Annotated in this window: 12 protein-coding genes; 8 read left to right on the plus strand and 4 right to left on the minus strand. The window is 58.6% G+C overall.

Annotated features, from left to right (window positions below):
* The first annotated feature begins 19 nt into the window (after window positions 1–19).
* The gene (locus AB5Y84_RS14650; protein ID WP_368177241.1) at window positions 20–562 is read left to right on the plus strand and encodes a hypothetical protein; all 543 of its coding nucleotides are present in this window, start codon (window positions 20–22) and stop codon (window positions 560–562) included.
* Between the two features lie 216 nt (window positions 563–778).
* The gene (locus AB5Y84_RS14655; protein ID WP_005337180.1) at window positions 779–1,060 is read left to right on the plus strand and encodes an RNA-binding protein; all 282 of its coding nucleotides are present in this window, start codon (window positions 779–781) and stop codon (window positions 1,058–1,060) included.
* A 71-nt stretch (window positions 1,061–1,131) separates the two neighbouring features.
* On the opposite strand, the gene AB5Y84_RS14660 is transcribed toward AB5Y84_RS14655, so the two are convergent.
* Entirely contained in the window at window positions 1,132–2,031 is a 900-nt protein-coding gene (locus tag AB5Y84_RS14660) for an aldo/keto reductase family oxidoreductase (RefSeq protein ID WP_227342566.1), read from the minus strand.
* Between the two features lie 149 nt (window positions 2,032–2,180).
* On the opposite strand from AB5Y84_RS14660, the gene AB5Y84_RS14665 reads away from it, so the two are divergent.
* From AB5Y84_RS14665 to ltaE, 3 genes are all read left to right on the plus strand, one after another.
* Entirely contained in the window at window positions 2,181–2,588 is a 408-nt protein-coding gene (locus AB5Y84_RS14665; RefSeq protein WP_368177242.1) for a helix-turn-helix domain-containing protein, read from the plus strand.
* A gap of 87 nt (window positions 2,589–2,675) precedes the next feature.
* Window positions 2,676–3,377 carry a short-chain dehydrogenase gene (locus AB5Y84_RS14670; protein ID WP_167572577.1) on the plus strand — a complete coding sequence of 234 codons (702 nt, stop codon included), beginning with the start codon at window positions 2,676–2,678 and terminating at the stop codon, window positions 3,375–3,377.
* A 112-nt stretch (window positions 3,378–3,489) separates the two neighbouring features.
* A complete protein-coding gene (ltaE, locus tag AB5Y84_RS14675) occupies window positions 3,490–4,509 on the plus strand; it encodes a low-specificity L-threonine aldolase (protein ID WP_368177243.1) in 1,020 nt (339 codons plus the stop codon).
* Between the two features lie 89 nt (window positions 4,510–4,598).
* On the opposite strand, the gene AB5Y84_RS14680 is transcribed toward ltaE, so the two are convergent.
* The 3 genes from AB5Y84_RS14680 to AB5Y84_RS14690 are packed head-to-tail and all read right to left on the minus strand — an operon-like array spanning window position 4,599 to window position 7,054.
* On the minus strand, window positions 4,599–5,030 hold the full coding sequence (locus AB5Y84_RS14680) for a PAS domain-containing protein (RefSeq protein WP_005337175.1): 432 nt from the start codon (window positions 5,028–5,030) through the stop codon (window positions 4,599–4,601).
* An 8-nt stretch (window positions 5,031–5,038) separates the two neighbouring features.
* Window positions 5,039–6,061 (minus strand): response regulator, encoded by a 1,023-nt coding sequence (locus AB5Y84_RS14685; protein WP_157160969.1) that lies wholly within the window; start codon window positions 6,059–6,061, stop codon window positions 5,039–5,041.
* A 54-nt stretch (window positions 6,062–6,115) separates the two neighbouring features.
* Window positions 6,116–7,054 (minus strand): LysR family transcriptional regulator, encoded by a 939-nt coding sequence (locus AB5Y84_RS14690; RefSeq protein ID WP_005337171.1) that lies wholly within the window; start codon window positions 7,052–7,054, stop codon window positions 6,116–6,118.
* An 861-nt stretch (window positions 7,055–7,915) separates the two neighbouring features.
* Between AB5Y84_RS14690 and AB5Y84_RS14695 the strand changes: the two genes are divergently transcribed.
* The 3 genes from AB5Y84_RS14695 (at window position 7,916) to nfsA (ending at window position 12,374) form a co-directional block, all read left to right on the plus strand.
* Complete coding sequence (locus AB5Y84_RS14695) at window positions 7,916–9,868, plus strand: bifunctional diguanylate cyclase/phosphodiesterase (protein WP_013723827.1); 1,953 nt, start codon at window positions 7,916–7,918, stop codon at window positions 9,866–9,868.
* Between the two features lie 143 nt (window positions 9,869–10,011).
* The gene (locus AB5Y84_RS14700; protein WP_005351146.1) at window positions 10,012–11,577 is read left to right on the plus strand and encodes an AbgT family transporter; all 1,566 of its coding nucleotides are present in this window, start codon (window positions 10,012–10,014) and stop codon (window positions 11,575–11,577) included.
* Between the two features lie 71 nt (window positions 11,578–11,648).
* Window positions 11,649–12,374 (plus strand): oxygen-insensitive NADPH nitroreductase, encoded by a 726-nt coding sequence (gene nfsA, locus AB5Y84_RS14705; protein ID WP_005351148.1) that lies wholly within the window; start codon window positions 11,649–11,651, stop codon window positions 12,372–12,374.
* Window positions 12,375–12,425 lie beyond the last annotated feature (51 nt).

Consider the following 12,425-nt stretch of genomic DNA (forward strand, 5'->3'; position numbering starts at 1 on the left):
GTGATGACAGGAGCTTTTCATGCGTATTACATCCTTGCTTGCCGGTTCTCAGGTGCAGCTGTTGATGCCGCCAGCGGTTCGCTATCGCTGCGTCATTTTTCTGCTGTTGCTGGTGAGTTGGGGCGTGGTGGTGGCCTCCTTGTGGGATGGCTGGGGCGCCATGGCGCTGCTCAACTGGGTGGGCGTGGTCTTTGGTGGCATCACCGGGATCATGGTGTCGCTGCCCCGCAGCTGGCAGCCCTGGCGCCTGGCGGAACTGGGGTGGGACGAACAGCATATCTATCTGCTCAATGGCAACAAGGATGAGGCGCTGGCGCTGCCCCGCAGCCAGCTGGTGGCGCTTGAACGGGAGCGGCGAGTGGGCCACGACGGCCAGTGGCTCGACTTTAGCCTCGATCTGCAACTGAGTGCAGAGGAGCTGGCGGCGGCCATTGCCTTACTGGATCTCAAGGCGGGGGAGCTCCATCTGGTGAGCCCGTCTGTCTATCGCTTCGGCTTTAAACGGGCCTGGCACGGTCGCCGGATGCTGGCGCAACGGTTGTCAGATCTGCAATCGGCCTGAGTCGACTATTTTCTCGACAATTCCCGGCAAAGCTCAGATACTGCCAGTGACTCGAATTGATCTTGTCTGCACTGTTAACCCAAGAGATCAATCACTTGACGACAGTGTGGAGAAGGCCACGGCATGAAGCCATGGCAGGTCCGGCATAGGGGTTGTGCCCTTACCGTTATGCTGGGAATTGCATAGAGAAGGCACCTTGAATCGAGAGTGGATGGCATGAAGATTTACGTAGGAAATCTGTCGTACCGGATGACGGCCGACGAACTGAAAACCCTGTTCAGCCAGTTTGGACAGGTCGACAAGGTTGATATCATTATCGACCGCGATACCGGCCAGTCAAAGGGGTTTGGTTTTATTGAAATGCCGGTCAATGGTGATGCCGAGAAGGCCATCGCTGGTCTGCATGGCACAGAAGTCGGTGGCCGTACCATCACCGTCAACCAGGCCAAACCGAAGACAGATGCTCCCCGTGGTCGCCCGCAACAGCGCCACCGCTAAGGTACCTCGGCAATAAAAAAACGGCATGGGTTTCCCCCATGCCGTTTTTGTTTCTGAATGTTTTGCTGTTATCAGGGGACGTCGTAACCGAGCGCCGCCTTGCGGATGCGGAACCACTGCTGGCGGTTAAGCTCGATGGATTCGGCGGCCACGGCGGCGGCAATCCGCTCCCGCTTGCCGGAGCCAATCAATGGCAGCGGCTGGCTTGGCAGCATCATTACCCAAGCGTAGACCACCTGCTCGATAGTCTGGGCGCCCACTTCCTGACGGATCTGCTCCAGTTCGGCACGCAGCGGGGCATAGGCCTCATCGCTGAACAGTCGGCCGCCGCCGAGACATGACCAGGCCATCGGCTTGATGCCAAGCTGCTGGCACTGATCCAGGGTACCATCGAGGGTCCCTTCCTGATGAAGCGGCGAGATCTCCAGCTGGTTGGTGACTAGCGGGAAGGGGAGGCGCGATTGCAGTAGCTCGAACTGACGGGCGGTGAAGTTGGATACCCCGGCGTGCTTGATCTTGCCCGCCTGTTTCAGGGTGATAAAGGCGTCGGCCACATCATCGGCGTTCATCAGGGGATCCGGGCGGTGGATCAGCAGCAGGTCCAGATGGTCGGTGCCGAGCTTGCGCAGCGAGGCCTCGGCGCTGGCGATGATATGGTCCTTGCCGGTGTTGTAGTGGTTGAGAGCATGCTCCGGCTTGGCGGTGAGGGCGATACCGCACTTGGTGACGATCTCCATCCGGCTGCGCAGGGAAGGCTCGAGGCGTAGGGCGTGACCAAAGGCCTCTTCGCACTGGTAGCCACCATAGATATCGGCGTGATCGATGGTGGTGACCCCCAGATCCAGATGATATTTCATCAGATCGAGCAGAGCGGCCGGAGAGAGCTGCCACTCCATCAGGCGCCAGTAACCCATGATGAGGCGAGAGAAGGTGGGGCCTTGCGGATGCAGGGCGACACGGGATACAGACATGGTTGACTCCTTTAAAAACGCGATGCGAAAACGATGTGCAACATGGATGACTGCGGGCATCTTGGCCCCATGTGGCTGGCAAAGCAATAATGGACAGTGGCATGATTCGAACTTTGGTTCTGACCGAAGAGAGTTGGGGAGATAATTGGATGGAAGGATTTGCCGAGCGCTTGCAGAGCCTGATCGGGGAGATGAGCGTGAGCGCCTTTGCCCGCAAGGTGGGGCTCAGTGAAGCGCTGATCCGCAAATATTTGAAGGGGGCCGAGCCTGGCCTGGCGCGGGCCAACCAGATCGCCATGGGGGCCAACTGTTCGCTGGAGTGGCTGGCGACCGGATGCGGTTATCTCTACCGTCAGGCGGAAGTGGTGGACAGGGAGGCGCTGGTTGCGGCGCAGCAACTGCTGGGCGAGCAGCAACCCGGGGTGGGGCTGCCCGATGAGGAGGCGCTGGTCACCCTGCTCGCCTATTACCAGTTTTTGCGCACCCACAAGAAAGCGGACGGTTTTCTCGACTTGGCGCTGGCGCGGGAGTTTGGTCGCCATCTGGGGGAAGCGTGATGAGGGGCATATTACCCTTTGGTCGTGTCACGGCCGGTTGATTATTCTGATACGCTCTAAGCAAGATAAGTCTCCATGGAATGGGCGATGAGCTACTTGATCCTCGGAAGCGGTGCGCTGGGCTCGGCGCTGGCAAGAGAGCTGATGGCAAGGGGGGAGTCCTTCCTTCTGGCCGGGCGCACCTATCCAAAAGGGATCGAGATGGGGGCCTTCTTCCCGCTGCAAGAGGTGGACGCCATCTCGTTCGACGCCTTGTTTACCCTCTACGACACCGATCCGCTTCCCACTGTGGTGATCAACACCATCGGCCTGTTGCACGATGTCAGCTTTATGCCAGAGCGGCGGGTCGAAGAGGTGCACCCCAAGTGGCTGTGCGACAGCCTGCTTGCCAATGCCTGGCCAACGCTGGCGCTGGCTGCCCGTTTCAGTCGGTTGATGGGCAATGACCATCCGCTGTGGCTCTGTGCCATCTCCGATCTGGCGGGCTCCATCACCGCCAATCTGGAGGGGGGACGTTACAGCTACCGGATGAGCAAGGCGGCCCTCGACATGGGGGTGAAAACTCTGGCCCTCGAGTGGGCGCAACGTTTCCCGCAAGCGGGGGTGGTGGCGGTGGCGCCCGGCTTGATGGACTCCCCGATGAATGCTCCCTTTCTGAGCGAGTTGCCTGCGGAGCAATTGCAGGAGCCTGCCGAGGTGGCGGTGAAGCTGCTCAATCTCATCGAGGGGTTATCGTTGACCCAATCGGGTCAGCTGCTGGATCTCAAAGGTCAGCCGCTGCCTTGGTAAATCCCGCCTGCGGGTTCTATGGACGTCTATTGGCTTCACATTCTGCTCATGCGCCCCTTGCCAAGCGAGGGGCGCATGGCTAACGTCACTCTCCTGTTTCAGGAGGGATCTCATGCGCTATATCGATTTACGAAGTGACACCGTCACCCAGCCTACTGACGCCATGCGTCAAGCCATGCTCCACGCCGCAGTCGGTGACGATGTCTATGGTGAAGATCCGGGCGTCAACGCGCTGGAGGCCTTTGGGGCCAAATTGCTGGGCAAACAGGCGGCGCTGTTTGTGCCGTCCGGCACCATGTCCAATCTGTTGGCGGTGATGAGCCACTGTCAGCGCGGTGAGGGGGCTATCCTCGGCAACGCCGCTCACATCTATCGCTATGAAGCGCAGGGGAGTGCCGTGCTGGGCTCCGTAGCCCTGCAACCCTTGCCGATGCAGCGCGATGGCACGCTGGCATTCGATGATATCAAGGCTGCGCTGGCCCCTGATGATGCCCACTTCGTCCAGACTCGCCTGATCTGCCTTGAGAACACCCACAACGGCAAGGTGCTGCCGCTCTCCTATCTGCAGGAGATGGGGGCATTCGTTGCCGATCGCGGCTTGAAGCTTCATCTCGATGGCGCCCGGCTCTTTAACGCCGCCGTGGCCAGCGAGACCCCGGTCGAGGTGATCGCTGCACCGTTTGACAGTATCTCGATTTGTCTCTCCAAGGGGTTGGGCGCACCGGTGGGCTCGCTGCTGGTGGGCAGCCACGATTTCATCGCCCGTGCGCGCCGCCTACGCAAGATGCTGGGGGGGGGCATGCGTCAGGCGGGGATTCTGGCGCAAGCCGGTCTGTTTGCCCTCGAGCAGCATGTGACCCGTCTGGCCGATGATCACCGCCGTGCCAAACGGCTGGCCGAAGGGTTGGCTGCACTCCCGGGCATCGAGCTCGACCTCTCGCTGGTGCAGAGCAACATGGTGTTCCTGCGGCTGCGTGAGGGGGAATCGGCCCCTCTGCTCGCTTTTATGAAGGAGCGGGGGATCCTCTTCTCCGGTTACGGCGAGCTGCGGCTGGTGACCCATCTGCAAATCAACGATGACGATATTGAAGAGGTGATCGACGCCTTCACCGAGTATCTTGGAGCGCGTTGAGACGGCTGGTCAGGTAGAGGTTATACCAAGACCTGTTCATACCGAAATAACAGAGGGCGCCGCGGCGCCCTCTGTTATTTGCTGCAAGCTCAAGCCTGCCGCTGGCCGCTCATCAGCATGGCCTCATCGGTGGCATCGTAGATCATCACCGCGATGTGGGTCACCTGACCGCCGAAATCGGCCAGTGGCACCAGGGTCAGGTTCTGGAACATATGGGGGGCCGAGCCGGTAATGGGGCGGTAGTTGGAGAAACGCAGCAGATAGGGCTTCTGCTCCCAGGTGCTGAAGGCGCGGTTGTTGAGTTTGAAGACCATGTTGGCCTTGCGTTCGAACCAGGCTCTGTCCACATCGGGGAAGAGCTCGAACAGTACGCCATCGCGCACGTCACTGGCCAGTCGGCCGCTGTGGCTCTCCATAAAGCCGTTCCACACCTGAACCTTGTACTCCTTGTCGAGCACCACCAGGCCTACGTCCAGGTTCTGGACTATGTTCATCAGCCAATGAAATTCACGGATTTCCATAGTCACTCCTAGAGCATGTGCATGATTTTGTTGTTCATGGTGGCGATGGAATCTTCGGTAAACAGCAGCAGCAGATCACACTGCACCGCGTAATCCTGGATCCGGTAGTTGATCTCGATGGCGAGCGTGCGGCGCCAGCGACTCTTGTTGGTGTTGATCAGCTCGTTGATGGGTCTGTGCTGGCCGAGCACCACAGGGTGCCCCTGACTGAAGGGGGTGTCGAGCTGGTTGGCGTAGCCGCGCAGGAAGGCGCCGATCAGCACGTTGGCGGTATCCATCAACAGCTCCAGTTCGGCGGTGCGATCCAGCGTCCCCTGATGGTTCATCAGCTTGGCCAAATCTTTGAAGCTGGAGTCATGGAACAGGATCAGCGCTTCACCGGCGATCCCCGCTCCGATAAACCCCTGACAGACGGCGGAGAGGGTATCTGAATCCGCAGCGGCCGAAAGGGCCATGTGCAGCTCGGAGACCTCCAGCACGTTGACGTTGGGGATAGGCAGTACCACGAAGGCGTTGAGTAGACGAGCCAGCAAGTCGGCGGCCTGACCCATGGAGACGTTGGCCAGCTCCTGATAGACATCGCGGATTTCGGGGGTGATCTTGACGCCTGCATCGGCTACAACGCCGTTTGGCTGCAGTTCGGGGACGCTTGCTTGACCGCTCGGGGCGGCACTCCAGAAATCATGCTTTTTGAGCAGGGCGAGCAGGGTTTCTGGGGCGGCGGGTTTCTTGATGAAATCGAGCGCCCCCAGCCCCATGACCCGTTGATAGGCCTCTGGTTGGATATCCCCGGAGACCACGATCACCTTACTGCGTAGACCCTCCCGTTGGAGGGTCTCCAGCACGCCGTAACCGTCCATTTCCGGCATGGTCAGATCGAGGAAGATGAGATCGCCATGACCCATCAGCACCTGTTCGATCCCTTCGAGACCATTGGCTGCGTAGTGCAAATCGACTTTCCAGTCGGCCGGGAGCGCCCGCGCCAGCTGTTTGCGGGCGAACCCGGAGTCATCACATATCAATACATTCATGGCGTTAGGCAGGCTCTGTTGGCAAGGGATGCTATAAGTGTGGCCCGCTAACGGTCAGATGCAATGGGTGAGGCTATCACCTTGTGAAAATTGGTTGTCCCACTGCCGATTGCGATAGCGTGCTGAGTATTTTTCAACAAATTCAACGAACATCTTAACACGCAACGGAGCGAACTGGTGCTGGCAACACAACATGTAGAAGGGGCGATTGCCGGTTTGCCAGTCGGTCAGTACCGGCACCAGCTGCTCGTCATGGAGGAAGCTGCTCAGATAGTGCAGCGGGGCATTGACGATCCCCAGATGACGCCGGGCTGCACGTACCGCGGCCTGGGTCTGGTTGACGGTCAGTTTGGCGCTGCGTTTGATGCAGACGCTCTGGCCATCCTTGTCGGTCAGCTGCCAGTGCTGGTGAGGCCAGCAGTAGATGAGATCGTGCTCTTCCAGCTGGTTGGGATGGGAGGGGGTGCCCTTCTTGGTTAAATAGAGTGGTGAGGCAAACAGGCCGTACTCGATATGGCCGAGACAGATCGCATTGGGCAGCGACTGGGGCAGCTCACCGTTGAAGAACACCAGATCCCGATCATTGTCGAACAGGTGTTGGTGATCATTGGTCTGGGTGATATCGAACTGTACCTCGGGATAGTGCAGCCCGAATTCGGCCAGCATATCGATGAGGATGGTGTTGGAGAGTGCGATCGGCGCAGCTATCCGGATAAGCCCGGTGATGTCGGCCTCTTGACCCTGGATCTCGCTGGTGGCCTGCTCGATTTGTGCGAGTGGCGTGCAGAGACGTTCGTAGTATCTGAGGCCATCATCGGTAAGGCGGAGCTTGCGGGTAGAGCGATGTAGCAGGGAGCAACCCAGTTGCTCTTCCAGCTGGGAAATGCGTCGACTGATGGTGCCCGTTGGCATGCCCAGTGCGGCTGCAGCGTGGGAGAATCCTCCCTCTTGCACCACCTTGACGAACAGGTAGAACTCTTCGATGTGCTTCATAAACGCTGTTCTGGGTGTAACAAGGGGGCAACCATAAAAAGAGCGTTCCGGGTTGGCAAGGTTAATTCAGCGTTTAATTGATCTGGATTCGATTTCTGTTGATACCAGTTCTCCACCCGCCCGTCATCTCAGTTTCCCCGAGCTGGTGATTATTCCGGCACGATGCCAAATGGTACTGCGGCAGTGATGTTTGCCATATTCCCTGATTTGTTCCGCTATAACCGCAGGCGAAGGCCGATATTGCAACCTGATGGAAGGGCGCCGGGTTGCTCTGCCTACTCAGCCGGGGTGGTTTGCCATCTACAGCCAATGTGATGCAGATCATATATTCGGGTTTTGCTCATTGCCTGTTGAAAAATGAATTTGGGGTATATCAATTCCGCCTTAGTGAACTATTTTTGTCCGTTTTGGCGTTTTTTTGGCTGTTTATCCATCCGCTTGGTTAATTAATGGAAGCTTTGTGACAGAGAGTGATGACTATTTCCACCATTGATTTAAATGTTAATAACAAATTTGTCGCAGCAAATATGCAATTGCTCTTTCAAGGTCTCGAGTGGATAGCTCTTAGTGCTTGTTTTTACTGGGGAAAAAAGTTAAAAATCGACTATCTGATTTGCTTGGATTAACAGGGTCCTTGGCTGAGTCCTTTGTAGTATTGCCGTACAGGCTGCCCTGTTGTTGATATCTGAAATAGTTTTGTCCGCTCTTGGCTATGTGAAAAGGGATAATGGCCGAGAGGTATTTGCACCTTGCATTCTGCAGCTAGCGGTTTGCCAGATCTGTTTTCCGGTTAACCAGTGACCATCCAGCATGAATGACCTTGACCAGATGAATACGCTTGACGAACGGTTACTGAAGACGATGGATGTTCTGCATACCCCGATCTGGGTTTATGACATCGAGCATCACCATATTTTCTGGGCAAACAGCGCCGCGCTCTCCGTGTGGGAGGCGACGTCTCTCGACGAACTCTGCTCCCGCGACTTCTCTGCCGATATGGCAACCGCCATCGATCTGCTGCTACAGCGCTATCTGGGTGATTTTCAGCAGGGGCGCAGTTACAACGAGTGGTGGACCCTCTCCCCAAAGGGGGTCAAGAAGCAGATCTATCTGCGCCTCTCCGGTATTCAACTGGCTGGCCGGCTGATGATGATGACCGAAGCGGTGCTCGACTCCGATACCCTCTATCAGGAGTCCTCGCTGGCAACCGGCGATACCCTTGCCTGCCTGTTCGATAGCCATGGTGTGTTCGAAAGTGGCAACTATCACTTCGAAATGTGTTTCGGCCACCAGATCGCCAAGCTCTCCCAGGTTTTCTCCGGCAATGATGACAGCTTCTACCAGAAGCTCTCCCGTCTCGATGAAGTGGTGACCGAGGGGGAGTGCCGTACCCTCAAGGGGATGCGCTGGTTCCAGTATCAGTTCCGCTATATCCAGCAGGGTGCCCGCATTCTGCTCACCATGCGGGATATTACCGATCGCAAACTCGAAGAGCTGGAGCATCGCCACCTCGCCTGGCACGACTCCCTGACCGGCCTGCTCAATCGGTATGGCTTGATGAAATCCCTCGAGGCCTATTGCGGGCTGGGGGAGCGTTTCGCGCTGGTGTTCATGGATCTGGACAACTTCAAGCTGGTCAACGACAACTACGGCCACAAGGCGGGAGATCGCTTGCTGGAGCGGGTCGCCGGTCGCCTCAAACAGATTTGCCCGCGGGATGTGGAGCTGGCTCGCCTCGGTGGCGATGAGTTCACAGCACTGGTGCCGCTGGGCAATCAGGGGGATCGGGCGCAAGAGGTGGCCGATCAGATGCTCTCCCAGATGACCAAGCCGCTGCAACTGAGCGGGCTGCCGGAGGTGACCATCGGCGGCAGCATCGGTATTGCCATCTATCCCGATGATGCGGATGACGGGGACAACCTTATCACCCGTGCCGATATGGCCATGTATCAGGCCAAGCAGATGGGGCGGCTGCGCTGGCAGCGTTTCACCCCCAGCATGCAACAGACCCTGCAGCGCAAGCTCAATCTCAAACAGTTTCTGGCCAAGGCCATCGGCCGTCAGGAGCTGAGCCTCTGTTACCAGCCGCAGGTCGATGCCGCCAAACGGCGTCTGATCGGTTACGAGGCGCTGCTGCGCTGGTACAACCCGGTGCTCGGCCATGTCTCGCCGGTAGAATTTATCCCGCTGGCCGAAGAGATGGGGCTGATCCGCGAGATCGGCAGCTGGGTGCTCTCCACCGCGCTGGCACAGGTCGCCAGCTGGCAGAAGCGCTTCCATCAGCGGGTGCCGGTCTCCGTCAACCTCTCCGGTTTCCAGCTCTCGTCGGCGCTGCCCGGGCAAGTTCGCCAGCAGCTGGAGCTGCACGGGGTGGATGCCTCCCTGTTGACGCTGGAGCTGACCGAAACCGTGCTGATGCTCGATATGAAGGGGTGCCTCGGCATTCTCGATGATTTGAGCGAGCAGGGGATCAAGATTGCCATCGATGATTTCGGTACCGGCTACTCCTCGCTGGCCTATCTCAACCGGTTGCCGATCAACAACATCAAGCTGGATCGCTCCTTCGTGGTCGGTCTCAACTTGCCGGTGATCCGGGCGACTGCGGCAATGGCCACCAATCTGGGGTTGGGGATCATGGCGGAAGGGGTGGAGGAGCCTCACGAGCTGGCCGCCCTGCAGACCCAGGGGTGCCATGTGTTCCAGGGATATCTGTTCAGCAAGCCGCTGACAGTGGCACAAGTCGAGGCGAGCGGTTTCGTGGTGGAGTGCCAGGTTGGGCGTTATCCACTGCTAGATGCCGTGATGGCAGAGTAACAAGTGTGCGTTAGGCCACAACTTGGGATTTTATTCCGCAATATTTAATCAAAATTAATCATTCTTTTGCGATCGGTCATGAGACGGATTGGCTGGAATTGCTAGCATGCGACCTCGTTTCTAGGGAAAGGAGTATCGCAATAATGAGTCATGCTGCTGTCAATGACCGTCCGGCCAGCCCTCCCAAAGGTTGGCTGAACCGTTTCCTCAATGGCGTCGAGAAAGCCGGGAACAAATTACCCGACCCCGCCATGCTGTTCCTCTACGCCTTGCTGATCGTCTGGGTCGGCTCCTGGGTGTTGTCACAATTCCAGTTTGATCTGGTCAATCCCCGTACCGGGGAGGCCGTAGTGGTCAACAACCTGCTGACCGGTGCCGGTCTGGCCGAGTTTCTCTCCACCATGGTGACCACCTTTACCGGCTTTGCCCCGCTGGGGATCGTGCTGGTGGCCATGCTCGGGGTCGGGGTGGCCGAGCAGTCCGGTTTTATCAATACCGGTCTGAAAAAGTTGCTGAAAGTGACGCCTGCCCGTTTTCTCACTCCCATGCTGATCCTGGTGGCGATCGTCAGCCACACCGCCGCAGATGCGGGTTATGTGCTGGTGATCCCCATCGGTGGCATCATCTTCCACGCTGCCGGACGCCATCCGCTGGCGGGGATCGCCGCTGCCTTTGCCGGCGTTTCCGGCGGTTTTGCCGCCAACTTCCTGCCCTCCGGCGGGGATGCGCTGCTGCAGGGTTTTACCCAGTCCGCCGCTCAGTTGCTCGATCCTGACTACATGGTCAACACCCTGTGCAACATCATCTTTACCGGTGCATCTTCGTTGCTGATCATCTGCGTCGGCTGGTTCATCACCGAAAAGGTGGTGGAGCCGCGCCTCAAGCACGTGGCGCTCAACGAGGATCTGGAGAGTGCCGACGAGATGGGGCGCTACAGCGCGCAAGAGAGCCGGGCCTTCAACTGGGCCGGGTTTGCCATGCTGGCGGCTATCGTGCTGCTGGCGCTGGCGCTCTCCCCGAGCGATTCACCGCTGCGTGCTGCCGATGGCTCCCTGACCACCTTCGCCGCGCCGGTGATGAAGTCCATTGTGCCGCTCATCTTCCTGCTCTTTATCCTGCCCGGGATTGTCTACGGCTTTGTCGCAGGCAGCTTCAAGAGTGGCAAGGATGTGATCGATGCCATGTCGGCCACCATGAACAAGATGGGCTCCTACATGGTGATGGCCTTCTTCTGCGCGCTCTTTATCAAGGCGTTTGGCGACTCCAACCTGGGCACCCTGCTGGCCCTCTCCGGTGCCGAAGTACTCCATGCGCTGGCGTTGCCCGGTGAGGTGACTATCGTCGGGATGATCCTGCTCACCGCCAGCGTCAATCTGGTGGTGGGGTCGGCTTCGGCCAAGTGGGCGCTGATCAGCCCGATCCTGGTGCCCATGCTGATGGCGGTGGGGATCTCCCCCGAGCTGACCCAGGCGGCCTATCGGGTCGGGGATTCTGCATCCAATATCATCACCCCGCTGATGGTCTTCTTCCCGCTGGTGGTGGTCTATTGCCAGCAGTATGTGAAGAGCACCGGGATCGGTACTCTGGTCTCCATGATGCTGCCCTACTCGCTGGCCTTCCTGGTGAGCTGGACGATTTTCCTGCTGCTCTACTGGGCGCTCGGCTTCCCGCTCGGGTTGCAAGCCCCTTACGTCTATCCGGCCCCTTAAGCTGGGTGTGCGAGGGAGCCTTGGGCTCCCTCGTTTTTTTCGCTATGGTGTTACCTCATTTTGGAGGTGCCATGAATCAGACCATCGATCTTATCCTTTCCCATCGCTCCATTCGTCAGTTCACTGCCGAGCCGATCGCCCCGCAGCAGCTGGATGCCATTCTCGCCGCCGCCCAGTCCGCCTCAACCTCGAGCTTTTTGCAGGTGACCAGTATTGTGCGAGTCTGCGAGCCCGAGGCGCGTCAGCAGTTGGCAATGCTGGCGGGCAATCAACCCTATGTGGTGCAGGCGGCCGAGTTTCTGGTGTTCTGCGCCGATTACCACCGCCACACCCAGATCGTGCCCGAGGCCCAGACCGGCTATGCGGAGCAGTTGCTGATCGGAGCCATCGACGGCGCCCTGATGGCGCAAAACGCCTTGCTGGCGGCGCAGTCGCTGGGGCTGGGCGGGGTCTATATCGGCGGCATTCGCAACCATCCGGCCGAGGTGAGCGAACTGCTCGGCTTGCCCCATCAGGTGATCCCGCTGTTTGGCCTCTGCCTTGGTCATCCTGCTCAGCAGCCGGAGCAGAAACCCCGTCTGCCCAGGGGATTGGTGGTGCATCAGGAGCGCTACCAGCACGAGCTGGATCGCGACCTGCTGGCCCGGTACGATCAGCAGATCGCGGACTACTATCAGGCCCGCAGCAGCAACAACAAGCAGCAGACCTGGAGCGGCCAGATCCGCGCCATTCTGGGCAAGGAGTCCCGCCCTTTCATGCTGGGATTCCTGCAATCGCGGGGCTTTAACCTCAAGTAATGGCGCTGATGGGCGATACTATGGGGAGGTGACCGTCATGGTCATCATCCC

The sequence above is a fragment of the Aeromonas sp. s11 genome (genome assembly GCF_040907945.1).
Lineage (GTDB): Bacteria > Pseudomonadota > Gammaproteobacteria > Enterobacterales > Aeromonadaceae > Aeromonas > Aeromonas veronii.